A 23,697-nucleotide genomic window follows, 5' to 3' on the forward strand; every position below is an offset into this window, starting at 1 on the left:
TAGCAGACCGAGAAAATTTCAAGTCTTTCTTATTCTAAAATATACAGTTGCACATTCCGGCATATTCCTATATAATTTTAAATCGTAATGATTACGATAAAGAGAGGTTTTCCATGAAAAAACTATTCCCTGTTTTAATTATAATATTAATGCTTGCAGCCTGCAGCAACGAGCAGACAAGTGATAACAATGACGAATTAACTATATATACTACAGTATTCCCTCTGACGAGTTTTGTCGAGCAGATTGCGGGTGATACGGTCAGTGTAGAATCGATTTATCCGCCGGGTGCCGACATGCACTCATATGAACCGACACAGAAAGATATGATGTCTTATTCAGACGGCGATTTATTTATGACTACTTCCAATGATCTGGACCCTGTCGCAGCAAGTATCGCGAAGACGATAAACGATGATACTGAAGTTGTTGAAACAGCAGCAGGTATCGACACGGCAGCATTTCTTGAAAACCAGCACAATCATGAGCATGAACACGAAGAAGACGCTCATGAACACGAAGAAGACGCTCACGCTCACGATCATGACCATGGCGCACTGGACCCTCATATCTGGCTGAGTCCCAAACTTGCGGCTGAAATGGCAGAGTCAGTGAAAAATGCACTTGCCGAGCACAATCCTGAATCAGCTGACATGTATAACGAAAACTTTGAAGTACTGAAAGCTGATATTGAAAAAATCGACACTGAGCTGAGTAAAGTCACAGCGGATCCGGTCAATACCGACGTTTACATTTCTCACGAATCAATCGGCTACCTTGCCCACCAGTACGGCTTTCATCAGATCGGCATCAGCGGTCTGAACAACCAGGAACCGTCACAGCAGGAACTGACTGAGATTATCGAAAACATCAAAGCAGAAAATATTCCTTATATTCTGTATGAGCCAAACGTTTCATCATCTGTTACAGATGTAATCCGCGGCGAAACGGATACTGAACCGCTCTATTTTAATAACCTGGAGTCACTGACTCAGGACGATCCTGAAGATGCCACATACCAGTCGATGATGCATAAAAATATTGAAACACTCGACAAAGCGCTTAACAGCAAATAGAAAAACTCCCGGGAAGGATTCCCGGGAGTTTTTTCTTACTACTGTTTGCCGCGATATAAGTCGTGCTTAATGTTTTCTGTAAACTCACGAATTTCATCTACATCTTTTTTAAGTATAAATGCCAGTACGACTGCCGCCACAGCAGTTAATGCAAACACAATTACGAATAATTTAAATACCAGCCCTAATAAACCTTTAATAAGATCCACAATAATTCCCCCTTAATTAACACTTCCCTAGTCTATTCCCACTTTTTCGTTTTATAATCTCAATTGCGGGAATATCTGCAGGAGCCCAGTCTAACTTTTCAATTTCCAGCGGATTAACCCACTTCATCTGAATGTGTTCCAGCAGCTGAATTTCTCCGGCAAGTATTTTTGCATAGTACGTTGTCAGTTCAACAATGCCGAAGTCATACTCGTATTCAGTCGTCGTAATCTTTTCACCGATACTGATATCAAGTGTCATTTCTTCCATCAGTTCGCGTTTTAATGCTTCAGCAGGTGTTTCACCTTCTTCTATTTTACCGCCGGGAAACTCCCATTTCAGTGCAAGATTTTTACCTTCAGGACGCTGTGCACATAAGATAAAGTTATTATCATCTTCGATTACTGCGCCGACAACTCTTATATATTTCTTAGCCATTCATAAACCCTCCGGATGATTACTTAGTTTCAAGCATCTCAATAATTTCATCTTCGGATAATTGCGCCAGATTATTCTTATAGTTCCCTGCTGCCATCGTCTGGCGTGCAATTTCCGGAATATGTCTGCGGTCAATACCGAGTTCTTCAAACGTCGTGCGGAGACCGATACGTTTTTTCAGTTCATTTAATTCTACGGATAATTCCTCAGTGTTTTTAAAGCCGAGCTGAACGCTCGCTTCGTCGAGTCTCGAGTCGACTTTAGAGTTGTGAAGAATCCACTGGTCAAGACTGAATGCACACGCTTCAGCGTGCGGAATATTAAATTCTGATGTTAAATAATAACTCATTGCATGTGACCCGCTCGTTGCCGTCTGGCTGAAACCGATACCTGCCGTTGTGCTCGCAAGCGCCATATTCGAACGTGCTTCAGCATTAGTTCCTTCACTGCAGGCGGTGTCCAGATTGTTAAATGCCAGTCTCAGCGCCGTTACTGCAAGACCGTCCGAAATCGGATTGTTATTCACTGCACCAAGTGAATCGAGTGCGTGACAGATTACATCAATGCCTGAAATCGCAGTGACCTTCGGCGGGCATGTGTATGTAAGTTCCGGATCTACAAGCGCCACCTTCGGATAAAGTACTTTACCGCTGATAGACGTCTTAATACCTTTTTCCTTATCGCTGATTACACTGAATGGTGTCACTTCAGATGCTGAACCGCTCGTTGACGGCAAGGCGATAACCGGCAGTGCCTCCGTAATATTTTTATCATGAATAATTGTTCCTGCATCAACGTTTTTAACAACTGCTGCAGCTGCTGCTTTTGCAGCGTCCATCGTCGATCCCCCGCCGACTGCAATCAGTGCGTCAACATCGTGTTCCACAGCAGCGTTAATAATATCATCGACGTTGCCGACTGTCGGATTCTCTTCAATATCCGACACAACCGCTTTAATTTGTCCCGGAAGCAGTGAATCAAGTAGCTCAGTAATACCGTTTCTGACCTGTGAATTTGATGCAATAACAACGTACGACTTGTAGCCGTATTCTTCAAGTACTGTATCTATCGTCTGCAGCACGCCGGCACCGAAGTGCACCTCTGCAGTATTATTAAAAGTAAACATTTTATTTCCCCCCTGGTTTATCTTTTACATTGTACTCATATCGTTTAAAACGGACCGTCAGCGGCTGAAACAGCAGTAAATAAAGCATAAACATTATAAAACTGATTAACAGGGACGGCACGATCGGCCAGTTCATAATCGGTATTAATATAAAGATGAACAGCGCCACACTGAGTATCGCGATGTAATCGTATATTATTGATAATGTAGACGGCTCGAGATACTCTTTGCACTCCGGACATTTAATACGCGTCCGCGGTTTCAATGCGTAGCCGAGCAGTTTTTCTTTGTATGTCCATTTATGTTTGCAATACGGACACTCTCCCATGACATCACCTTACTTTATGTTTTTCTTAGCTTGATTATAACAAAAAAGAAGAGCGCATTGGCTCTTCTTATTCATCATCTTCAAATTCATAGTAATCTTGTAAAATGTCCTTGATACTGTTTCCTTCTTTGGACTGTACGAGTTTAATATTCGTCGTCACATGCTCGCAGCCTTCATTTGCAAGGTGAGCATTTATCTTTTTAACTAAGTTCAGCAGTTCATCGATACTGCCTTCAACTGTTGTTTCCTGCGGTCCGACGAAATGTGTTAAGCCGCTGTTCTCAATCAGTTCAATTGCACCTGTCGTATGCGAGTAAACCTGCGCATCGCCCGGGTGGTACGGTAAAACCTGTACACTCATTAAATAGTTCATCAAAATCTCTCCTCAAATTCTTTTCTGTTACCATTATGATACTATAAATTAAAGAAAACAAATATTTAGAGGTGACCGTTATGTTTAAAGTAAGCAAAGGTTTGAATATTATATTAATCATCATTGCACTCGGCGCAATTTACTACTTTTCCCGGGATTTCCTGAGTGCTTCATGGAATATTCCGTTAGTCATCCTGCTGCTCGTTCTCGGTGCAGCATCGATTATTTCAATCATTAAAAGAGAAGAACCGGAAGACTAGTCAAGATACGGCACAAAATCGACCTGTTCACTGTACGATGTCATATGTTCTTCGACATCACCGTACACATCATCCATCCCCATATCCGCTAAAGGATGAAGATAAAAGTCTTCATACTCATTGCTGTCGACATAAGTCGGCATAAAGCGCACCGCTCCGATATCTGTTTCACCGCCGGACTGTTCAACATTCACTTCGAGAATACCGCCGAGGCGTGTATTCAATGACTGCTGGGCGCTGAAGAAGTTCGACATCGAGTATGCAATTACCGCTTCAGAGCCGTCTGCGCGCTCGTAGTGCTCAATCGGCTGCAGTGTGTGCGGGTGCGAGCCGACAATAATATCGGCGCCTGCATCTGCCATCGTGCGGTATTCGGGCACATGTTCTTCACGCGGGAACTCATCATACTCCACACCCTGGTGGTAGCTGACAATCAGCACATCAACTTTCTCTCTCAGCGCTTCAATATCCGATAATATTCTCGGCATATCAATAATATTTACCAGATACTCCTGTCCTTCAGGCACAGGTATCCCATTCGTTCCGTAAGTATATGCTAAAAATCCGACATCAATGCCGTTAACTGTAAATATTCTGTCGCGTTCCATATCTTCCGGGCTGATATTTGCCCCGACATAATCAATACCGCGTTCAGTTAAGTTTTCAGCTGTTGCGAGCACGCCGTCAGTACTGCGGTCAAGCGTATGGTTATTCGCAAAATTCACGATATCCGCATCGAAATAACTCAGCAGATCGGCCACTTCTTCCGGCGCGTTAAACGTCGGATAGCCGCTTAAACCAAGCTCTTCCCCGCCGATTGGTGTTTCCTGGTTCATAAACACCAGATCCTGCTGCTGCAGGTACGGTGCAACATTTTCAACACGCGATTCGAAGTCGTAGCCGTCCTCTGTCCGGACATCTTCATATAAATAATCGTGAATCAGAATATCCCCTGTTGCAGCAAAAGTAAATGAACTTTCCAGATACCTGCTTAAATTATCGAAGAACAGCTCTTTATCAATCTGTTTAAATTCCTTCTGTTCTGCTGTGAACTGTTCATCATCAGAACCTGAAAATAAATTCAAAAACATTAATACCGATAAAATAATTTTCATATTATTCACCCCGTAAAGTATCTCCCTGTTTTGGTTCAAATTTCAATTCTTCAAAACGTATGCGTATCGACAGTGCTTTTTCCGGTACCGGTGCATCCATTACGTGAAAGTGCAGGTGCGGTGTATCGCTTGCACCGCTGTTGCCGCATTCTGCGATAATGTCACCCGGCCGCACTGATTCTCCTTCATCCACTAAAATCGAACCGGCTTTTAAATGTGCCAGCAGTGAATACTCATTTTCAGCATGTCTGATTACAATCGCATTGCCCTGCGGTTCTTCCATATTCATCGAAAACGGTGCATTATCTGCAATGCCGTCATACACTTTAACGACTGTCCCGGCGCCAGGAGCAGTGACCGCTTCACCATAACTGTAATGATCAGTTAAGCGGCGTCCATCGCCGTCATACGGTCTGCCGTCTTTTTTAATGATAAAATCATAGGCATAGCGCTGGGATGAATGCGGATAATGGTAGTTCCAAAAACTGTTGTCTCCGCCCCACAGTACAAACCATTCCGCTCTGAACGGCAGCACGTATTCTTTCTCAGTATAAACTTCGTCGGTCTCAAATTTTTCAAACATACCGAACTGCAGCCCGACGATATCGCGTTCGATTGAAAATGCCGCGGTAATCATGCGCATCGTCTGATAATCAACATAGCTGTAGCGCTGCACTGCCGGTTCAAGCTGATTATGCTTAAACAGTTTAAAATCACCGGTGCCTTCATGAAATTGTCCCGCTTCTCTTTTAAACTGTTCAAGCGGCATAACGTCCTGATAGCCTTTTAACGTTTGAGAGTATATTTCTTCAAACTTTCCCTGGGTAAAATACATACCAAGTTCTTCCGGATAAATTACTGACACTTTACTCACCCGCTTCGTTAATTTTTTTAACTATATATTCCGTCTGTTTTCTGACAGAAATTAAGTCATTCGTAATATAATCATCTTTGTTTAATAAAATAACCTGTTCAACCGGGATACCGAGCATCTCTGCAAACTGTTCCTGCAGTGCCGTATTATCCGGGTTCGCTGTATTTACAAACATATAATCTGTTTCAAATGCGTTAAAATCTTCCGGCTGTTTTACATCGAATAAATTCTCTTCGAGATCGCTCTTTGCATTGCTGTCCATCCGGAAGCCGAGCACATCGTAAACTGCTTCTGTTCCATAACTCATATATTCATTATATAAAAGATAGCCGTCTTCATGTTCCACAGCGACAAGCGCCTGTTTATCGTCAACCTGTTCATTCAGTTCACGTTTCAGCACAGTCGTCTCCGCCTCCCACTCGTCACCGATTCTGTTGGCTTCATCTTCTTTATTTAAGATGACGCCTAAATAATACAGCTGCGTCAAATACGCACGCGGGCTGAACGGGCTCATGATTCCCGATGAATAAGTAATTCTGATTGCAGGTGCAATTTTTTGATATTCTTCAAAATACTCATCCGGCGAATATGTCACAATCAGGTCGGGATTAATCTCTTTAAGCGAATCAATGTCCCCCGGTTCCAGATACGTTACATCGGCACCGAAAGCATCTTCCACCGTACTGTTATTTTCCAGCCCGCTATTGACACCGCTTACATCAAATCCCAGTAAAGCAGCGTTTCCGGCATCAATCGTACGGAAGAGCACAATGTTTTTTGGTTCTGAAGGTACATCAATTTCACTCGTGTCCTCAGTAGTAATACGTCTTGTTTCCCCATCATCTGATACATCAATTTCTCTGAAGCTGGAACAGCCTGTCAGTATAAGCACAGCCGTCAGCAGCATAATTATTTTAAGTTTCATCTCGTCACCTTCACTATTGATACCGTCATTATACACATAAAAAAAGCCGGGGGATACCCGGCTTTTTCTTCTTTAAGCAAGCGCTTTTTTTTCTGCAGCGTGCTGTGCTTTGTATTTATAATAGAATTCTAGAAACTTATCAAGTTTCCCTTCCGATATGCTTTTAACGCTGATAAGTAATTTATCGTTCTCCCAGATGTGGAGAATATGGCCCACCATCAGCAGTTCCTCTACTGTGACTCTCGTAATCTGATCAAAACTTATTTCTTCAATGCATACTAAATCATGGTCTTCCAGATTCAGAAATAATCTGTGTGTCGTCGCAACTAATGATCCGTGGTATGTACTCTTCTCCCCATTAAAATACTCCACTGACCCAACAAGTGCCGGTCCAACTACTTCCTTCGGCAGTAAATTCACACCTTCAATGTGTTTTAATTTGTTGTACATAGACAACATCCCCTTTTTTAATGTTGGTTATCTATTTACCACCAAAGAGGACGTAATAAACATTTTTAAACTTCATAAAAATAACTCCGAGTAAAGTTCCGATAATTCCGCCGATGGAATTTAAAATAATATCATCGACACTTGTAATTCTCCCTATCGGAAGCAGGTACTGCACCGTTTCGATAAACACCGACATCAGCAGACATATAACTGTTGTCAGCAGTTCTTTTCTGATAAGAACGTACAGAAAAAATGCCGCCGGAATAAACAGGACGATATTCATCAGTACACTGTTAATGAGTGCTTCGGTCGTAGCAAAATACCACATATCTTTAATACTCGCGAACGGTGTCAGCTCGACGATATCACTGTCGTTTGAAGTCGGCATCATCGTTACCAGGAAAATACCGACAAGACTCATCGTCAGACCAATCACCGATAAATATTTAATTTTCTTGGAAATTGAATCCAGCTGGTATCCATGTTTTACATTGATCATCAGTGTAATGACTGTAATCAGCATAAATATCATAATGAAAATCGGAATAACCGGCTGAAATGCTTCAAATAAAATAGCCATATAATATAATGCCTCTAATCATCTCCAAATTGCTGTTCTGTAAATGCTTTATATAAATCGTGCGATGCCATCAGTTCTTCATGGGTGCCTTCACCTGTTAACTGTCCGCTGTCGATAAAGTATATCTTATCTGAATTTACAATTGTCGACAAACGATGTGCGATAACAAGTACAGTTCTGCCCGACATAAGTTCATTCAATGCTTCGCCGACATATTTCTCAGACTGCGAGTCGAGACTTGCTGTTGCTTCATCCAGCATTAATATTTTAGGATTGCGTAAAAATGCACGGGCAATGCCGATACGCTGCCGCTGTCCGCCGGACAGTTTCACACCGCGTTCCCCGACTTCTGTATCAATGCCGTCAGGCAGCTCATTGATGAACTCAGCTGTGTATGACTGCTCCACTGCACGGGCGATATCCGCGTCCGTATATTCGGATGTCTGCAGACCGTACGTAATATTTTCTTTAATCGTGCCGGATACAACCGCACTCTCCTGAGCAACATAACCGATGCCGCTTCTGTATTCGCCAAGCGGAATATTATCGATATTAACACCGTCGACTGCAATCTCTCCGCTCCATACTGAATAATAACGTTCAATCAGTGAGAATATTGTAGACTTGCCGCTCCCGCTCGGGCCGACAAATGCGACTTTCTGATTGTTATTCGCATTAAATGAAATATTTTCAAGTACCGGCGTTTTATCATAACCGAAAGTAACGTTATTAAACTCAAGCGTCTTATATGACAGCTCTTTATGTGACGTGTCGCCCGATTTCTCGTCGTTCATTTCCAGAATGCCCATAATGCGTCCTGTCGCACCAAGCGCCTTATTGTACTCGGTAAAGAACATCGCAAACATCGTCATCGGCATAATAATCTGGAATAAATAAAGAAGAAATGCAACGAGCGTACCGATTGTCATCGTGCCGTCGGCAACTCTTAAGCCGCCGTATCCAATAACGAGTATAATGACAAACATCATAATCGTAGACATGATTGGCGACAGCAGTGCATTAATTGCTGCTTCCTTCATACCGTATTTATAAAGCTGGTTAATACCCTGACGTCCTTTTTGCTGTTCATAGCGTTCTGCATTAAATGATTTCATCAGACGGATTTCACTCAGTGTTTCCTGAATGGCTCCTGTAAATGTTGCTGTTTCATCCTGCAGTTTCCTGGAAACTTTACGCATGCGGCTGCCGAGCGGGATAATTACCCCTATCGACACCGGCAGCGACACGAACATAATCAGTGTCAGTTTCCAGTCAAGGAAGAACAGAATTACAACCGATCCCGCAACGCTCAGCACCCCGCTGATTAATTGAGGGAAATGACTCGTAATCAGATTCTGAATAATGCTCGTATCATTAACGACGCGGCTGACTGACTCGCCGCTTTTCGTTTTATCGAAATAACTGACCGGCAGCTTAAGGAATTTGTCCCAGACAATTTCCCGTAAACTTCTGACGACAGTCTGGCCTATTTTTGCCAGTATATAATATGAAATACCATCGACGACCGCACTGACTAAAAACACTCCGATAATTAATGCCAGAAGCGGTCCCGTAATTAAATCGGTACTGAAACCGTCGATAAACATTTGTGTTAACAGCGGGACTATAAGCGAACCTGCCGTACCAATCAGCGTTAAAAAAACACCTGTAAAGAACAGTCTCTTTTTAACATTGGTACTTTTTATTAAACTGATAAACTTTTTAAACGATGCTTTTTCTTCAATATTATTATTCACATTCAAGCCCCTCCCGTAAATCCATCTTTCATTATAACGATTTTTATGTATTTAAGCATTATGGTAAAATTAATTTAACAAAGTTAAGGGGGAATATTATGGCTCTGGAAATTACAGACATCACAAAAGTGTTCGGCGAGCAGACAGCAGTGGATTCAATTAACATCAATGTACCGTCAGGCAGCATGTACGGCTTCCTCGGCGGCAACGGTGCCGGAAAGACAACTACATTCCGCATGATTCTTAAGCTCCTCACACCAACATCGGGTTCCATTTTATACAACGGGGAGGCAATCGGTTATCATCTGACGGATAAAATCGGCTACCTCCCGGAAGAACGCGGCCTTCATCCTAAATTAAAAGTATCGGAACAGGTGCTTTATTTAGCTGAATTAAAAGGCATGTCCAAAAAAGAAGCGAACAAGTCACTTGATTACTGGCTTGATCGTTTTAAAGTTACGGAAAACAAGCATAAGAAAATCGAGAAGTTGTCCAAAGGAAACCAGCAGAAAATCCAGTTGATTGCCTCTATTATTCATAATCCCGAGCTGATCATTTTGGACGAGCCGTTCAGCGGGCTCGATCCGATAAACGTTGAAATGCTGAAAGATGCTGTAAAAGATTTAAATTCACAGGGCTCTACTATTATATTCAGTACCCACCGCATGGAACATGTTGAAGAGCTGTGCGAAGAACTCTGCATACTCGACCGGGGCAGGCAGATTGTCAGCGGCAATATTGACCAGATTAAAAGAGACTTCGGCCAGAAAGAAGTCATAATTGAAGGAGAACACGATATCTCATTCATCAAAGATATGCCGGGTGTCCTTGATATGAAGCAGGTCAGAAATAAATACATCATTAAAATTGCCGAAGAGAAATATGCTGAAGATATTTATAACCGCATTACGGATATCGGGTTCTTTAAAAAGTTCCAGGTAAACGAGCCATCATTAAATGATATCTTCATCGCGAAAGTAGGCCGTGACTATGAGTAAATTTATGACGACATTTAAACTGACGTTCTTTTCAAAGCTCAAAGCAAAATCTTTTTTAATTACAACGCTGATTATTATTGCAGGGCTGTTTATCGCGTTTAACCTCGATAAAATTATTGACCTGTTCGATTCTGACGATGAAGCGTTGACGCTTGAAGTTGAAGCGGATGAATCATTCCTGAGCGCGTTTGAACCGACGCTCCAGTCTTACGATGACACGATTGAAATCGTTGAAGAAAACGGCGCTGCGGTGCTCGAAGTTGTAAATACCGATCCTCTTGAAGCGGAAATACGGATGGATGAAGATATTTCAGCTTCCCAGGAAGAAAGTATCAGGCTTGCGTTAAATGAAACAAACCGTGCGTATGTAGTACAGACTCTCGGACTGAGCCAGGAAGAAATCGCTCAGATGTATGCAGAAGTTCCAGTAGAATTTTTAGTAGCTGCAGGTGATGATTCAGGTGATTTTGAAGCGGCCGATGCCGATGATATGAATGTGCTGAATATGGTTATTTTCTATTTCTCGGTTATTCTGATGTTCATTATTATTCTGAACTATGCGAGTCAGATTGCGACAGAAATTGCGAATGAGAAATCATCCCGCGTTATTGAAATGATTGTTTCAAGTATCCGTCCGACGCAGCACTTAATGGCAAAAGTATTTGCCATGATATCTGTCAGCGTGCTTCAGGTGCTGTTAATTACCGCAGGCGGTCTCGTTGCATTTTATTTCTCGGATACATCTGCCCTTCTCGACCAGTTTGGTCTGGAAACAAATGAACAGACAATGAAAATTGTAGTTTACTGCATCATCTATGTCATTTTGGGACTTGTACTCTATCTGTCAGTGGCAGCGATGCTCGGCTCATTTATAAGCAGAATGGAAGATCTGCAGCAGGGTCTTATGCCGGTTACACTGCTCAGCATGATCGGGTACTTTATCGCGCTTGGCGGAATGTCTTTCGCAGACCACATTGCTGTAACGATTACGAGTTTCTTCCCGTTCTTTACACCATTCGTCATGCCGCTCCGTCTGCTCGTGAATGACACAGGGCATGCACCAATGCTGATTGGTATAGCCATTATGGTTGCGACGATTATTATTACTCTCGCACTTGCAGGTTTTGTCTATAAGAGAAGCGTGCTGTCTACAGAGAGTGGAATTATGAAAAACATTAAACGTATAAGAAAATAGACAATGTATAAACATCCCCTTCATTAATCATGTGAAGGGGATTATTTCATTATAAAATGCATTTTTGTGCAGTAAATTACTTAAAAATTAATTTCTTTTTATTTTTAAAATATGCACTTATTTTATCCTGAAAAAATAATATGAAATAGTCATTGACAAAGCATTGTAATGTTGTATCATGATGTAGACGAAAAACAAAGGAGTCCTGAATATGCAAGTAGAATTAACAAGATTTAGGGTGAAAAAAGGTAAAGAAGAATTAGTCGATCAATGGATGGAATTCCTAAATGAGCATATGAACGATGCGCTTCTTACACTGGATGGCGAGAAAATGTTTGTTGAGACAATAATGAGAGACACTATGGGTCAGCACGATTATCTTTACTGGTATTCTATTCAGGCAGATGACGGCGACTCCAACTCTGAAACAGAAAGATGCATCGATTCGAAACATCTCGATTATTTCCATAAATGTATCGACATCACATACCGCCCGAAAAACTTAAAAACAGAAGTTGTGATGATTCCCCAGAGAATCAAAAAACAAATCGAAGCAGCGGCGAAAGAAGAAGCTTAATAAATTTAAAAATAAGTCAAAAATGTATAAAACGGCACTGAAATCTAATTTTAGAATTCAGTGCCGTTATTTTAATTCCTGTTCTTTTCTTCATCTTTAAGTGATTTCACACTTATGAAAATATAATACCCTGCAAAAACTGCTGCGATTATTTGCAGGAACCAGTTCACTTCGACCATCGTATTCGCGATGATTAAAAATATGACGAGCATTGCGGCTGTATATATTATCTTCTGTTTATATTCATTCATATAAAAATACTCCTAACACGTATGTATTAGAAGTATTATCTCATAATTTAAATTTATTCACCAATCGCAGCATTATCTGCAATGATAGTTACGTCTTTATGATTATTTAACACAGAAGCCGGGTTATCTACCGTTACTTCACCGCTTAACAGTGCTTCAAGTGCTTCTTTTTTATTTTCACCGTAAATAAGAATAACAATCTTGTCAGCCTTCATAATAGACTTTAAGCCCATAGTGAATGCTTTTGAAGGCACTTCACCAAGTTCATCGAAGAAACGTGAGTTATCTTCAATCGTTTCCGGTGTTAAATCTACGATATGTGTTACTGAATCAAAAGACGTCCCGGGTTCATTAAATGCAATATGACCATTGCGCCCTATACCCAGTAACTGCACATCAATACCAGCTTCATCAATCGCCTCTTCGTAAGCTTTCACTTCAGTGTCGGCGAATTCAGCTTTACCATTTAATAAATGGATGTTCTCCTGTGGAATCGATACGTGATTAAAGAATTTTTCATACATATAATATGAATAGCTCTGTTCGTGATTTTTATCGAGCCCGACATACTCATCCAGATTAAATGTAGTGATATTATTTTGATCAATGTCGCTGCTGTTTAATTTTTTAATAAGTTCCTGATAAGTCCCCTCGGGCGTTGAACCCGTTGCCAGACCGATGACAGGTTTTTCATTTTCTTTAATTACATCAAATAAAATATCCGATGCTTTTTTGCTCATTTCTTCGTAATTGCTAACTTTTACTAACTCCATAATGTCCTCCTAATTTGACTGCAGGTTTTCAATGATAATATGAACTGCCCGCGTGATATCTTCCTGAGGCCAGCTTGGCACACGCTGTGCAATACCGATTTCGTGACTCGGCGGCACATGGACAAAACCTGCCGGAATATCCAGTTCTTTCTGCTGTAAATAATACAATTCGCTGTACATTAAATTGTTGCATAAATAAGTACCCGCTGAATTTGAAATATTTACAGGAATATTTTCTTCCAGTAATGCAGATTCAAGACGCTTTAACGGCAGTGTTGAAAATAAACCGTCAGCACCAGTCTTCTGAATTCTTTCGCCATTCGGCTTAAAACCGTTATTATCTTCACGCCCGTCGATTGTATTAATCGCGATACGCTCAAGATGAATACTGGAAATGCCGCCTGCGAGCCCCAAAGAAACAATCGCGTCAGGCTCAAACTCTTCAATATCCTGTTCAATTAATGCATTTATTTCTTTAAAAGCTACAGGGTAAACCTTGCCGATAATTTTATAATCTCCGATTACTTTGCCTTCTAAACTTTCCACGGCAGACTGAGTCGGATTTGTTTTAAATTTTAAAAACGGTTCGTAGCCAGTTAATAGTAACTTCTTCATAAATTATCATCCTTTTTCTATTACTTCGAGAATAAAGTAATAAGTAAATAAATAGTAGCATAAAACAGCTAAAATGTGTGAAATTTCTATGTGCTGAAGGCCGTTTTTGTATTTTTTTGTAAAAAAAGTCCAGGGGAAGCGTAATGATTTAGTTTGGTTCACAACGGCAATGCCCTGTTGTTATTCCAGCTGCAGCAATTGTTATGATTATAGACAGCATAAAAAAGATGCATGCTCTTTTTAATGTTTTCATAAGTTCGAGTACCCCTTTAAATCTTTCATATCCCTGCTCCACTTCTTCTTGCGGAAATTCATATATGTCACTGTTCTCAATATATATTCAAGCGGACCGTACGTGAAGTGTTTTAAATACCACACAGCCATTATCATCTGCAGTACATAACACACGATAAAGATAAGTACACTCCACATAAATATATCCGTGCCAAACATGCCAATACCATAGCCGTAAAATACAGTTGTGCCTATTATACTTTGCATAATATATATCGTGAGTGAAAGTTTCCCCATGCTTTTCAGTCCGGTCATAACTTTGCTGTTTTCATAATGATTGTACAAGTATTTGATTAAACTCATTAATCCGAATGACAGCACAAAAGCAAACATAAAATTCAGTGAATATGCAATTTCTTCATTAATGCTCCAGTAGATTGATGATTTTAAAATAATACTTACCGGTATTAAATATATAAAAATTTTTGAACTCCAAAAAGCATCTGCATCTTTACTGAACCATCCTGACTTTGATAAATACACACCTACTGCATAGAGTATTGCCGGCATTATTATTCCTAATAATAAAATCAGTATGTTATCTTCTGTCATTAATTCATTTAAAAAAGGATCGTCAAGATTCTGTCTTGCATTTAAAATTTCTGAATAACTGCCGCTGCTGTACACTTCATTCAGCGTTGACATATATTCTCTTTCTGCTTCGGCGCTTACCGCAGATTCAATATCTTCAACCGGGATAAAAAAGGATAATGCAGTAATACCAACAAGGCCAGCTGCCAGCAGTATTGTTATGATTTTAAAGAACCATTTCGGTAATCCTATGAACGGAATAAAAATAATCATAGCGATACCGTATGCAAGAAGAATATCTCCTTCCCATATAAAGTAACTGTGAAGCAGACCAAGTGTAATGATTCCCGCTGCACGGCACAGCAGTTTAAATCTTTTCCATTTCATTTCTTTATTTTTCATGGACTGAAAAAGTTTATCCATTGAAAAGCCAAATAACAGTGCAAATATCGGCAGGAAACTTCCTTCAAATATTACTTTAACCGTTTTAAAAACAAATTCATTTAATCCATTTAAATTATAAAATTCCATATGATCTTTACCCGATAAACCAAATTGAAAAATCAGCAGATTCGCCATAAAAATCCCCAGCAGACTGAATCCTCTGACAGCATCGGCATTTTCTATTCTCTTCATCATTTTTCACCTCATACTTATTATATGTACAATGCCTTAAGCCGTCTTTAAGTGTTCCTTAAATTCACCTTAAATATGCTGCTGTACTATAGTCATTTATTAATTCTTTCCATACAATGAGATTGAGGTGTTAACTATGTCCGAAAAAATATTAGTCGTTGAAGACGATAAAGATATTCAGGAACTGATTGTCCTGAGTCTAAGCACACAAAATATCGGCTGTATTCATACTGCCGATAATATAGATGAAGCAAAAGAATTGCTGCTCAGCCATGATTTCCAGGTTGTGCTGCTCGATTTAAACTTAAAATCCGAAAATGGCTATCAGCTTTTAAAATATATTAATTCATCGTTCACAAAAGTTCTGATTGTTACTGCCAAAGACAGTGAGATTGATGTTTATAAAGGCTTTGAACAAGGTGCAATTGATTATATTAAAAAGCCTTTTGACCCGATTGAACTCGCTTATCGCGTGAAAGTTCATATCAAACCATCAAAGATCTTAAAGTTCGGTCATCTGACAATCGACAGAGCTGCCGCGGATGTTTATAAAAATGAACAGCTGATTAATTTAACTGCGAGAGAGTATGATTTACTGCTTTGTTTCTCTTCCAATAATAATCAGATTTTATCCAAGGAACAGCTGTATGTCACTGTCTGGGGTTATGATACCGCAGCAGATGACAATACTTTGATGGTCCATATCAGAACGTTAAGAAAGAAAATAGAACTTGATCCTGATAAACCGGAACTCATTAAAACAGTCCGCGGGCATGGTTATATTTTCAAAGGTATTGGTTATGAATAGACGGTTTACTTTAATATTCATAAAATATATTTCTGTATTTCTCGCACTCAGCTTTTTAGTTGTCATAACGGGTCTCGGTTTATTTGCATACTATATTCTAAACGTATTTTCACCATCAGCCGATACGATGAACGTCGATGACTTACTTTACGCTGTTGAAGAAAATAACGGCAGCTACACTTTCAGCGATCAGTTTAAAAAAGAGCTTAAAGACAATGGATATGCAGCGTTTATTACAGATGATAATGCTGATCCGATCTATCCGAAAATAAATCATAATATTAAAAATGATATTATTGAAAATATTCCCGGAGTTATTGCATTGCCATATAAGGAACACGAGCACTTTATTATGATAAAAGAAAATCATAATAACGAGCTTCCTGAAATTAATAACCCTGATGAAATAAATACCGCACAGCTGATAGACAGTTTATATACTCATAACCACAACAGTTATGAATACTATATTGAAGATGGAAATCTGAAATTCATTGAAAGTATGACCCGGCAGGACTATACGTATGCAGATGAGTTTACTGACAGCGACATTACGTTTCTGAAATTAATAGGAATCTTATTTGTTGTGATTCCACTTATGCTCATCATACTGACAATCTTTATGGCTGTAATGCTTACAAGAAAACTCAGCCGTCCGTTATTTTTCTATGCCGACTGGCTGACACAGCTTTCGGAAGGTCTTTTATACAAACCGAGTTCTGCTCACAATCGCATCAAGTCCCGGAAAATGTACAAAGAACTCGATGATGCGGTGGAAGTATTGAACACCCAGCTGCTGACTGACAAGCTGTACCGTAATCAGATTGATTACTACCGTGACAAGTGGCTGAGCCAGCTCTCCCACGATTTAAAATCACCGCTTACATCAATATACGGATACGCTAAAGTTATGCCGTATTTCCCTGATGAACAGAAAAAGTATATATTGCTTATTTCCGACAAAGCAAAATATATGGAGAATTTAATCGATAGTATAAACAGTAAATTTAAGATGGAAACTTCCCGGATGGAAATTGATAAAGATATGTTTTCTCTGACAGATGCTCTTCAGGAAATACTTAATACAGTTGGATACGACAGAGTTAAGATTATTAATGAACTTGATGCTGAGCATTATTACGGCAATAAATTATATATCGGGAGAATGTTTATTAACCTTATAGAAAACAGTCTCGACCATAATGAGTCTAATCCCGACATAAAGATACATCTGTCGGATGAAGAAAACAAAATATGCATACATTATAAAGACAACGGTATCGGCATGGATAACAAGTCTGCAGAAAACTTTATGAAACACGGTGCGACTTCCAAAGATAATAAAGGAAGCCACGGCATCGGTTTTTCCGTTATTAAAGATGCAGTGACATTTCATAATGGTTCATTTACTGTGATGCCTTCAGAAACAGGTGTGCATTTTAAAATCGATTTACATTAAAAAATCCACCGGCTGATTTCAGCCGGTGGATTTTTATTATCTTACTCTAAATTCTTAAGGTAAGGGAAACTGCTCGGATACTGGAAGTAACCGTCTAAGTCAGAGTTGATTCCCGTTAATAATTTAGTGTGGAATACAGGGATTAGAGGCTGCTCATCAATAATGATCTGCTGTGCGTCTTCGTACATTTGAAGACGTGTTTCTTCATCCATCTCTACACGTGCGTTGTCGAGTAATTCATCGACTTCAGGATTTGAATATCTTGTTCTGTTTCCTGGTGCACCAATGTTGTCAGAGTGGAACATTGGATATAATCCGTAGTCCGCATCAAGTGTTACAGTTCCCCAGCCGCCCATGTACATTTCATGATCGCCGTTCGCTGTATATTCCTGATATGCGCCTGCTTCCATCAGTGAGATTTCAAGGTCTACACCGATTTCAGATAATACTTCCTGCATGTAAGTTGCAACATCCTGGTGTGTTCTTGAGTTCAGTACAACTTCTGCTGTAAATCCATCAGGATGATCACTTGCAGCCATGTATTCTTTAGCCTGCTCAAGGTCATACTCAATAGGTTCAAGGTCTTCACTGTAGCCGTATACTGTAGGGTTTAACGGTGTTTCTGCTTTTTCATGAATACCGACTAAAATGTTTTCGATGATCGCATTTTTATCGATTGCTGATGCGATTGCCAGACGTACATTTTTATCGTTGAATGGTTCTTTTTCAGTGTTGAATCCCAAGTACGTCATGTTCGCACTTGGACGCTGCTGAACTTCACTGCTTTCGTTTGTATCTACCTGTTCAACATCGTTAGGGTCCATTGGATAAATAATATCTGCTGTCCCTGATGTTAATTCTGCAATACGCGACTGGTCTTCCGGAACAGCTCTGAATACGATTGATTCAGGTTTTGCCGGTTCGCCCCAGTATTCTTCGTTACGTACTAATGTAATCTGTTCACCTTCAGTAATATCTTCAAATTTAAAGAATCCTGTACCGATTGGTGTACGGTTAACTTCAGTCAGCGGGTTTCCGCCTTCTTCCATTTGTGCATAATCTGCATCGATAACTTCTTTACTGATCATGTGTCCGCCCGGATGCGCCAGGTGAGCCGGCAGTGCTGCAAATGGTTCGTTTGTATGTATTTGAACCGTATAGTCGTCAATAATTTCAACGTCCGAGATTTCCGTAAACAGGAATGACAGCGGTGATGCCACTTCTTCGTCGCGTACGCGGTCAAGGTTTGCTTTTACCACTTCTGCATTGAAGTCGCTGCCATCGTGAAACTTAACACCTTCACGCAATTTAAATTCCCATACAGTTTCTGAAATCTGCTCGTAACTTTCAGCAAGACCGGGCTCTAATTCAAGATCCTGGTTAAGTTTTACAAGTGTTTCGTAAATATTTGTCATCACATAAAGTGAATAACCGTCGTTTGCTGCATGCGGATCAAGTGAATTCGGCAATGACATAATACTGAAGTCAATCGCTTCTCCGCCTGCTGATTCACCTTCCGGCGGGTCAGTGATTTCTTCCTCAACATTGCTGTCGTCTGTACAAGCTGCCAGCATCAGCATAAATACTGTCATAAACAGCATTAATAATTTCTTCATTATTATTCCTCCAATTTTCAAAATCCATATTAGTATACTATGAATTAATACTTTCCGCTATACCCATTTTTTGTAATTAAAAAACAGGTGAAATAATCACCTGTTTAAACGCCGCGCTCCCCAATATCATTACGATAAAATAACGCCTCATTATTAAATTTAATCTGTTCAGTATTTTTATACGCTGTCTTCTTTGCTTCTTCAAGCGTACTGCCTCGCCCTGTAACAAGCATTACTCTGCCGCCTGTTGTCTCATAACGTTCATCTTCAATATGTTTCAGTCCGCTGTTAAATATTTCGTCTTCTAGCCTTTCAGGGATAATAACTGACGCACCTTTTTCATACGTTTTTGGATAGCCTTGTGATGCCAGAATTACACCAAGCATCGAATCTCTGCTGAACTTGAGTTCATACGGTTCTTGATTTTTAACCGCTTCAAGCACATCGATAAAATCCGACTCAAGTAATTCCAGCAGTATTTGAGCTTCCGGGTCACCAAACCGCGCATTAAACTCAATCGTTTTAACGCCTTCTTTAGTAATGATTGCTCCGAGATACATCACACCGAAGTAATCCAGTCCTTCTTTAACCATTGCTTCCGCAGTCGGTTTAACAATGTTATTGATTGCTTCATCAATAACATCTTCACCGATATGCCTAACAGGAGCATATGCACCCATGCCGCCGGTATTTGGCCCGGTATCACTGTCATATGCACGTTTATGATCCTGCGCCACAATATCGAACGGTAATATATAATCACCGTTAACGAGCACCATTAAGCTGAACTCCTCACCTTCAAGGAATTCTTCAATAACAACAGGTTTATTTTCACCTTCAACAAACATTTCTTTTAGAGCATCGAGTGCTTCAGTTTCAGTCATCGCAACAGCAACACCTTTTCCTGCAGCAAGCCCGTCTTTCTTAATAACTATCGGCGCACCCTGCTGTTTGATGTACTCCGTTGCATCGATTAAATTTGTAAATGCCTGATATTCAGCAGTCGGAATACCGTATTTTATCATAATATTTTTCGCAAAAGCTTTTGATGATTCGAGCTGTGCTTCCAGCTTTCTCGGCCCGAACACTTTAATGTCTGCAGCTTCAAGTGCATCAGCCAGCCCCGCAGTCAGCGGTGCTTCAGGACCGATTACTGTCCATGTAATATTCTCTTTAATCGCGAGTGCCACGATACGTTCAATATCAGAATCATTAATATCGCTGTGCACCGCAGCATATTTTTCCATACTGCTGTTGCCCGGCACCGCATGAATCTGTTCTGTATGCTCTGAACGGCTTAACGCTTTAACAAGAGCATGCTCCCGTCCGCCGCCGCCGATTACTAATACATTCATCGATTTTCGTCCTCCAGTATTAATGTTTGAAATGACGCATTCCTGTAAATACCATTGCAATACCGTTCTCGTTACAAAAATCAATAGACTCGTTATCGCGCTTCGAACCGCCCGGCTGGATTATCGCTTTAATGCCGTACTCATGTGCATTTTCCACCGTATCCGGCATCGGGAAAAACCCGTCACTTGCTAAAACGACATTCTCTCCAAGCTCGATTGCACGTTCCGCTGCAATTTTCAGAGCTCCGACACGGTTCATCTGACCCGCACCGATGCCTACTGTCTGTCTGCTGTTCGCAAGAACAATCGCATTCGATTTAACATGTTTCGATACTTCCCATGCGAGTGCCAGTGCTTTTAACTGTTCTTCATCAGGTTTCTTCTCTGTAACATACTCAAGCGAATCCTTATCAAGTTTACCTGTGTCGCGTGACTGCACAAGGTAGCCGCCGGATACACTTACAAATTCATCCTGAACAGCATCTTCTGTGAAATCAACCTGCATCAGACGGATATTTTTTTTCGCTGTTAAAATATTTAAAGCTTCTTCAGAGAAATGAGGTGCGATAATAACTTCTAAAAACACCTTGCTTAATTTTTCTGCTGCCGCTTCGTTTACCGTCTTATTCAGTGCAACAATACCGCCGAAAATCGACTGGTTATCCGCATCAAATGCATTCTGGAACGCATCTTCGATTGTATCGCCTGTACCCACACCGCACGGGTTCATATGTTTAACCGCGACTGCGGCCGGTAAATCAAATTTTTTCGCCAGCTGGAAGGCACTGTCTGCATCTCTCAAGTTGTTGTAGCTCAATTCTTTGCCGTGAAGTACGTCCGCGTTAAGAATTGTATTTTTATCATCTGAAGTTTTAACGTATTTTGCACTCTGATGCGGGTTCTCACCGTAACGGAGAGTTTTTTCGCTCTGTGCAAAGAAGTTTACGATTGCCTGATCATAGTCGTTCGTATGACGGAACACTTTAATCATTAACTCTTTTCTGAAATCCTCGTCAAGCGCATTATTTTTAAGGCGCTCCAGCACTTCTTCGTAATCAAACGGGTCCACAACTGTCGTAACATGCTTGTAGTTTTTCGCGGCTGCACGAAGCATCGTCGGACCGCCGATGTCGATGTTTTCAACTGCATCGCTTTCAGTTACATCCGCTTTTCTGACCGTTTCTTTAAACGGATATAAGTTAACTGCTACAAGATCTATCGTTTCTATATTATTTTTACGAAGATCTTCCATGTGCGCCGCATTGTCGCGGTCTGCTAAAATCCCGCCATGAACTGCCGGGTGCAGTGTTTTGACTCGGCCATCCATAATCTCATTGAAATCAGTCAGGTCACTGACCTGTTTCACAGCAATATCAGCGTTCTTGAGAGCTTTGAACGTGCCGCCTGTTGAATACAGTTCATAGCCCTGTTCAATGAGACCTGCTGCAAATTTCTCTATGCCTGTTTTGTTTGATACGCTCAGCAATGCTTTCATAATTAAACTCTCCCATCCAGTACTTTCTTCAGTGCTTCAGGATATAATTCGTACTCTGTCTGATGTATTTTATCTTCAAGTGAAAGAAGTGTGTCATCTTCTTCTATAATAACTGCTGTCTGTGCAATAATTTTTCCTGTATCAATACCGGCATCGACATAATGTACTGTCACACCGGTCACTTTCACGCCGTAATTATACGCGTCCTCAATGCCGTTCTTCCCTTTAAACGAAGGCAGCAGCGACGGATGCAGATTTATAATCCGGTCTTTGTAAGCATTAATAAATTCAGCCGACAAAATTCTCATAAACCCTGCGAGTACAATATACTCAATGTCGAAATCTGACAGGGCTTCTCTGATTCCTGTTTCAAATTTCTGCTTATCAGCATATGCACTGCGGTCCACGATTATCGAAGGTATATTTAATTTCTCTGCCCGTTTCACTGCAAATACATCCGGTGAGTCAGCAATCAGTACTTTGATATCAAACCCTGATTCGGCACTTTTCAGTGCCAGGTTCTCAAAGTTGGAACCGCCGCCGGATGCGAATACCGCAATATTACTGACCATTGATTTCAATTCCCTGTTCAGCAGTTACTTCACCAATAATGCTGCTCTTATAATCGAAATCTTTCAGAATATCGAGTGCTTTGTCAGCTTCATCTTCCGGTACAACGATTATAAAGCCGATACCCATGTTAAATACATTGTATGCTTCTTCGCGTTTCATTCCGCTCTGTTCAAGCAGCCATGCAAGTACTTTAGGTACTTCAATGTTTGTAACGTCAAGGCTCACTCCAAGTTCTTCAGGGAGTGCTCTTGGAATATTCTCTATAAAACCGCCGCCTGTAATATGACTCATCGCTTTAACAGTCACTTTATATTTTAATGCTTTAACTTCCTGTGCGTAAATTCGCGTCGGTTCCAGCAGTAAATCAAGCAGGTTGTCGCCGTCAAGATCTGCTGTTACATCGATGTTTTTATCCGCAATAATTTTGCGTACCAGGCTGTAGCCGTTTGAGTGAATACCGCTTGAAGCAAGACCGATAATTTTATCGCCTGCTTTAACAGTTGTTCCGTCGATATACTGATCTTTTTCTACAGCACCGACAGCAAATCCTGCGATATCATATTCGCCTTCGCCGTACATTTCACCCATCTCGGCAGTCTCTCCGCCAATCAGCGCACATTCAGACTGAACACATCCTTCAGAAACACCTTTAACAATCTCGCCGATATGTTCGGGTACAACTTTGTTAACAGCTATATAATCCAGGAAATATAACGGTTCTGCACCGGTTGTAATAATGTCGTTCACACACATTGCCACTGCATCAATACCGATAGTATCGTGACGGTTGTAATCAATTGCGATTTTAAGCTTCGTACCTACACCATCAGTGCCGGACACAAGTACCGGTGCTGTCATGTTTAGCTGTGACAGATCAAATGCTGCACCGAAACCTCCAAGACCCCCGATAACCTCGGGACGCATCGTACGCTTCACGTGGCCCTTCATCTGTTCGACCGCTTCATATCCGGCATTAATATCGACACCGGCTTTTTTATATTGTTCAGACATC

At 40.7% G+C, this 23,697-nt stretch carries 27 protein-coding genes; 7 read left to right on the top strand and 20 right to left on the bottom strand.

The window, feature by feature from the left end; genetic code table 11:
* The first annotated feature begins 113 nt into the window (after positions 1 to 113).
* A complete protein-coding gene (locus HNR41_RS10595) occupies positions 114 to 1,076 on the top strand; it encodes a metal ABC transporter solute-binding protein, Zn/Mn family (RefSeq protein WP_184284486.1) in 963 nt (320 codons plus the stop codon).
* Positions 1,077 to 1,114: 38 nt separating this feature from the next.
* Here the strand turns inward: HNR41_RS10595 and HNR41_RS10600 are convergent, their stop codons facing one another.
* The 5 genes from HNR41_RS10600 to HNR41_RS10620 form a co-directional block, all read right to left on the bottom strand.
* Complete coding sequence (locus HNR41_RS10600) at positions 1,115 to 1,285, bottom strand: hypothetical protein (RefSeq protein WP_184284488.1); 171 nt, start codon at positions 1,283 to 1,285, stop codon at positions 1,115 to 1,117.
* Positions 1,286 to 1,301: 16 nt separating this feature from the next.
* Entirely contained in the window at positions 1,302 to 1,721 is a 420-nt protein-coding gene (locus HNR41_RS10605) for a (deoxy)nucleoside triphosphate pyrophosphohydrolase (RefSeq protein WP_184284490.1), read from the bottom strand.
* Between the two features lie 19 nt (positions 1,722 to 1,740).
* Complete coding sequence (locus tag HNR41_RS10610; protein WP_184284492.1) at positions 1,741 to 2,847, bottom strand: iron-containing alcohol dehydrogenase; 1,107 nt, start codon at positions 2,845 to 2,847, stop codon at positions 1,741 to 1,743.
* 1 nt (position 2,848) lies between these two features.
* Entirely contained in the window at positions 2,849 to 3,175 is a 327-nt protein-coding gene (locus HNR41_RS10615) for a TIGR04104 family putative zinc finger protein (protein ID WP_184284494.1), read from the bottom strand.
* A 67-nt stretch (positions 3,176 to 3,242) separates the two neighbouring features.
* Positions 3,243 to 3,548, bottom strand: coding sequence for a thiamine-binding protein (locus HNR41_RS10620; RefSeq protein ID WP_184284495.1), 306 nt, complete (start codon positions 3,546 to 3,548; stop codon positions 3,243 to 3,245).
* Positions 3,549 to 3,628: 80 nt separating this feature from the next.
* Between HNR41_RS10620 and HNR41_RS10625 the strand changes: the two genes are divergently transcribed.
* Complete coding sequence (locus HNR41_RS10625) at positions 3,629 to 3,808, top strand: hypothetical protein (protein ID WP_184284497.1); 180 nt, start codon at positions 3,629 to 3,631, stop codon at positions 3,806 to 3,808.
* On the opposite strand, the gene HNR41_RS10630 is transcribed toward HNR41_RS10625, so the two are convergent.
* The 6 genes from HNR41_RS10630 to HNR41_RS10655 all read right to left on the bottom strand — a co-directional run bounded on the left by HNR41_RS10630 (position 3,805) and on the right by HNR41_RS10655 (position 9,509).
* Positions 3,805 to 4,923 carry a CapA family protein gene (locus HNR41_RS10630; protein WP_184284500.1) on the bottom strand — a complete coding sequence of 373 codons (1,119 nt, stop codon included), beginning with the start codon at positions 4,921 to 4,923 and terminating at the stop codon, positions 3,805 to 3,807. The two genes, HNR41_RS10625 and HNR41_RS10630, sit on opposite strands and share 4 nt — an antisense overlap.
* Before the next feature lies 1 nt (position 4,924).
* Entirely contained in the window at positions 4,925 to 5,788 is an 864-nt protein-coding gene (locus HNR41_RS10635) for a M23 family metallopeptidase (RefSeq protein WP_229715000.1), read from the bottom strand.
* Position 5,789: 1 nt separating this feature from the next.
* Positions 5,790 to 6,722, bottom strand: coding sequence for an ABC transporter substrate-binding protein (locus tag HNR41_RS10640; protein WP_184284502.1), 933 nt, complete (start codon positions 6,720 to 6,722; stop codon positions 5,790 to 5,792).
* Positions 6,723 to 6,794: 72 nt separating this feature from the next.
* Positions 6,795 to 7,172 (bottom strand): PH domain-containing protein, encoded by a 378-nt coding sequence (locus HNR41_RS10645; RefSeq protein WP_184284504.1) that lies wholly within the window; start codon positions 7,170 to 7,172, stop codon positions 6,795 to 6,797.
* A gap of 31 nt (positions 7,173 to 7,203) precedes the next feature.
* Complete coding sequence (locus tag HNR41_RS10650; protein ID WP_184284506.1) at positions 7,204 to 7,752, bottom strand: VanZ family protein; 549 nt, start codon at positions 7,750 to 7,752, stop codon at positions 7,204 to 7,206.
* Between the two features lie 14 nt (positions 7,753 to 7,766).
* Positions 7,767 to 9,509 carry an ABC transporter ATP-binding protein gene (locus HNR41_RS10655; RefSeq protein ID WP_184284508.1) on the bottom strand — a complete coding sequence of 581 codons (1,743 nt, stop codon included), beginning with the start codon at positions 9,507 to 9,509 and terminating at the stop codon, positions 7,767 to 7,769.
* 98 nt (positions 9,510 to 9,607) lie between these two features.
* Between HNR41_RS10655 and HNR41_RS10660 the strand changes: the two genes are divergently transcribed.
* From HNR41_RS10660 to HNR41_RS10670, 3 genes are all read left to right on the top strand, one after another.
* Positions 9,608 to 10,507, top strand: coding sequence for an ABC transporter ATP-binding protein (locus tag HNR41_RS10660; protein WP_184284510.1), 900 nt, complete (start codon positions 9,608 to 9,610; stop codon positions 10,505 to 10,507).
* The gene (locus tag HNR41_RS10665) at positions 10,500 to 11,702 is read left to right on the top strand and encodes an ABC transporter permease (RefSeq protein WP_184284511.1); all 1,203 of its coding nucleotides are present in this window, start codon (positions 10,500 to 10,502) and stop codon (positions 11,700 to 11,702) included. The genes HNR41_RS10660 and HNR41_RS10665 overlap by 8 nt, the downstream gene beginning before the upstream one ends.
* A gap of 211 nt (positions 11,703 to 11,913) precedes the next feature.
* On the top strand, positions 11,914 to 12,279 hold the full coding sequence (locus tag HNR41_RS10670; protein ID WP_184284513.1) for a DUF6176 family protein: 366 nt from the start codon (positions 11,914 to 11,916) through the stop codon (positions 12,277 to 12,279).
* Positions 12,280 to 12,350: 71 nt separating this feature from the next.
* Here the strand turns inward: HNR41_RS10670 and HNR41_RS10675 are convergent, their stop codons facing one another.
* From HNR41_RS10675 to HNR41_RS10690, 4 genes are all read right to left on the bottom strand, one after another.
* Positions 12,351 to 12,530, bottom strand: a complete 180-nt coding sequence (locus tag HNR41_RS10675; RefSeq protein ID WP_184284515.1) for a hypothetical protein — start codon at positions 12,528 to 12,530, stop codon at positions 12,351 to 12,353.
* A 53-nt stretch (positions 12,531 to 12,583) separates the two neighbouring features.
* The gene (gene nagB, locus HNR41_RS10680) at positions 12,584 to 13,303 is read right to left on the bottom strand and encodes a glucosamine-6-phosphate deaminase (protein WP_184284517.1); all 720 of its coding nucleotides are present in this window, start codon (positions 13,301 to 13,303) and stop codon (positions 12,584 to 12,586) included.
* A 9-nt stretch (positions 13,304 to 13,312) separates the two neighbouring features.
* On the bottom strand, positions 13,313 to 13,918 hold the full coding sequence (locus HNR41_RS10685; protein ID WP_184284519.1) for a pyroglutamyl-peptidase I: 606 nt from the start codon (positions 13,916 to 13,918) through the stop codon (positions 13,313 to 13,315).
* A gap of 249 nt (positions 13,919 to 14,167) precedes the next feature.
* On the bottom strand, positions 14,168 to 15,382 hold the full coding sequence (locus HNR41_RS10690) for a DUF418 domain-containing protein (protein ID WP_184284521.1): 1,215 nt from the start codon (positions 15,380 to 15,382) through the stop codon (positions 14,168 to 14,170).
* Positions 15,383 to 15,515: 133 nt separating this feature from the next.
* Here HNR41_RS10690 and HNR41_RS10695 point away from each other — a divergent pair, with 133 nt between their 5' ends.
* Together HNR41_RS10695 and HNR41_RS10700 are read left to right on the top strand one after the other, a co-directional pair.
* Positions 15,516 to 16,187 (top strand): response regulator transcription factor, encoded by a 672-nt coding sequence (locus tag HNR41_RS10695; protein WP_184284523.1) that lies wholly within the window; start codon positions 15,516 to 15,518, stop codon positions 16,185 to 16,187.
* A complete protein-coding gene (locus HNR41_RS10700) occupies positions 16,180 to 17,646 on the top strand; it encodes a sensor histidine kinase (RefSeq protein ID WP_184284525.1) in 1,467 nt (488 codons plus the stop codon). The genes HNR41_RS10695 and HNR41_RS10700 overlap by 8 nt, the downstream gene beginning before the upstream one ends.
* A 41-nt stretch (positions 17,647 to 17,687) precedes the next feature.
* On the opposite strand, the gene HNR41_RS10705 is transcribed toward HNR41_RS10700, so the two are convergent.
* The 5 genes from HNR41_RS10705 to purM form a co-directional block, all read right to left on the bottom strand.
* Complete coding sequence (locus HNR41_RS10705) at positions 17,688 to 19,262, bottom strand: glutathione ABC transporter substrate-binding protein (protein ID WP_184284527.1); 1,575 nt, start codon at positions 19,260 to 19,262, stop codon at positions 17,688 to 17,690.
* Between the two features lie 104 nt (positions 19,263 to 19,366).
* Positions 19,367 to 20,617 (bottom strand): phosphoribosylamine--glycine ligase, encoded by a 1,251-nt coding sequence (gene purD / locus HNR41_RS10710; RefSeq protein ID WP_184284529.1) that lies wholly within the window; start codon positions 20,615 to 20,617, stop codon positions 19,367 to 19,369.
* 19 nt (positions 20,618 to 20,636) lie between these two features.
* A complete protein-coding gene (purH, locus tag HNR41_RS10715) occupies positions 20,637 to 22,115 on the bottom strand; it encodes a bifunctional phosphoribosylaminoimidazolecarboxamide formyltransferase/IMP cyclohydrolase (protein WP_184284721.1) in 1,479 nt (492 codons plus the stop codon).
* On the bottom strand, positions 22,115 to 22,684 hold the full coding sequence (gene purN / locus HNR41_RS10720; protein ID WP_184284531.1) for a phosphoribosylglycinamide formyltransferase: 570 nt from the start codon (positions 22,682 to 22,684) through the stop codon (positions 22,115 to 22,117). Before purN ends, purH begins: the two co-directional genes overlap by 1 nt.
* The gene (gene purM, locus HNR41_RS10725; protein WP_184284533.1) at positions 22,674 to 23,696 is read right to left on the bottom strand and encodes a phosphoribosylformylglycinamidine cyclo-ligase; all 1,023 of its coding nucleotides are present in this window, start codon (positions 23,694 to 23,696) and stop codon (positions 22,674 to 22,676) included. The genes purN and purM overlap by 11 nt, the downstream gene beginning before the upstream one ends.
* Position 23,697 lies beyond the last annotated feature (1 nt).

The organism is Jeotgalicoccus coquinae, from assembly GCF_014207425.1.
In the GTDB taxonomy this organism is placed as follows: Bacteria; Bacillota; Bacilli; order Staphylococcales; family Salinicoccaceae; genus Jeotgalicoccus; species Jeotgalicoccus coquinae.

Bases quoted from the DNA above. Each gene is read 5' to 3' on its own strand.
- HNR41_RS10700 (WP_184284525.1), top strand. From the start codon at position 16,180: ATGAATAGACGGTTTACTTTAATATTCATAAAATATATTTCTGTATTT.
- HNR41_RS10630 (WP_184284500.1), bottom strand. From the start codon at position 4,923: ATGAAAATTATTTTATCGGTATTAATGTTTTTGAATTTATTTTCAGGT.
- HNR41_RS10595 (WP_184284486.1), top strand. From the start codon at position 114: ATGAAAAAACTATTCCCTGTTTTAATTATAATATTAATGCTTGCAGCC.
- HNR41_RS10675 (WP_184284515.1), bottom strand. From the start codon at position 12,530: ATGAATGAATATAAACAGAAGATAATATATACAGCCGCAATGCTCGTC.
- HNR41_RS10620 (WP_184284495.1), bottom strand. From the start codon at position 3,548: ATGAACTATTTAATGAGTGTACAGGTTTTACCGTACCACCCGGGCGAT.
- HNR41_RS10660 (WP_184284510.1), top strand. From the start codon at position 9,608: ATGGCTCTGGAAATTACAGACATCACAAAAGTGTTCGGCGAGCAGACA.
- purM (WP_184284533.1), bottom strand. From the start codon at position 23,696: ATGTCTGAACAATATAAAAAAGCCGGTGTCGATATTAATGCCGGATAT.
- HNR41_RS10705 (WP_184284527.1), bottom strand. From the start codon at position 19,262: ATGAAGAAATTATTAATGCTGTTTATGACAGTATTTATGCTGATGCTG.
- HNR41_RS10645 (WP_184284504.1), bottom strand. From the start codon at position 7,172: ATGTACAACAAATTAAAACACATTGAAGGTGTGAATTTACTGCCGAAG.
- HNR41_RS10695 (WP_184284523.1), top strand. From the start codon at position 15,516: ATGTCCGAAAAAATATTAGTCGTTGAAGACGATAAAGATATTCAGGAA.
- HNR41_RS10640 (WP_184284502.1), bottom strand. From the start codon at position 6,722: ATGAAACTTAAAATAATTATGCTGCTGACGGCTGTGCTTATACTGACA.
- HNR41_RS10625 (WP_184284497.1), top strand. From the start codon at position 3,629: ATGTTTAAAGTAAGCAAAGGTTTGAATATTATATTAATCATCATTGCA.
- HNR41_RS10610 (WP_184284492.1), bottom strand. From the start codon at position 2,847: ATGTTTACTTTTAATAATACTGCAGAGGTGCACTTCGGTGCCGGCGTG.
- HNR41_RS10685 (WP_184284519.1), bottom strand. From the start codon at position 13,918: ATGAAGAAGTTACTATTAACTGGCTACGAACCGTTTTTAAAATTTAAA.
- purN (WP_184284531.1), bottom strand. From the start codon at position 22,684: ATGGTCAGTAATATTGCGGTATTCGCATCCGGCGGCGGTTCCAACTTT.
- purD (WP_184284529.1), bottom strand. From the start codon at position 20,617: ATGAATGTATTAGTAATCGGCGGCGGCGGACGGGAGCATGCTCTTGTT.
- HNR41_RS10615 (WP_184284494.1), bottom strand. From the start codon at position 3,175: ATGGGAGAGTGTCCGTATTGCAAACATAAATGGACATACAAAGAAAAA.
- nagB (WP_184284517.1), bottom strand. From the start codon at position 13,303: ATGGAGTTAGTAAAAGTTAGCAATTACGAAGAAATGAGCAAAAAAGCA.
- HNR41_RS10670 (WP_184284513.1), top strand. From the start codon at position 11,914: ATGCAAGTAGAATTAACAAGATTTAGGGTGAAAAAAGGTAAAGAAGAA.
- HNR41_RS10690 (WP_184284521.1), bottom strand. From the start codon at position 15,382: ATGATGAAGAGAATAGAAAATGCCGATGCTGTCAGAGGATTCAGTCTG.
- HNR41_RS10665 (WP_184284511.1), top strand. From the start codon at position 10,500: ATGAGTAAATTTATGACGACATTTAAACTGACGTTCTTTTCAAAGCTC.
- HNR41_RS10650 (WP_184284506.1), bottom strand. From the start codon at position 7,752: ATGGCTATTTTATTTGAAGCATTTCAGCCGGTTATTCCGATTTTCATT.
- HNR41_RS10605 (WP_184284490.1), bottom strand. From the start codon at position 1,721: ATGGCTAAGAAATATATAAGAGTTGTCGGCGCAGTAATCGAAGATGAT.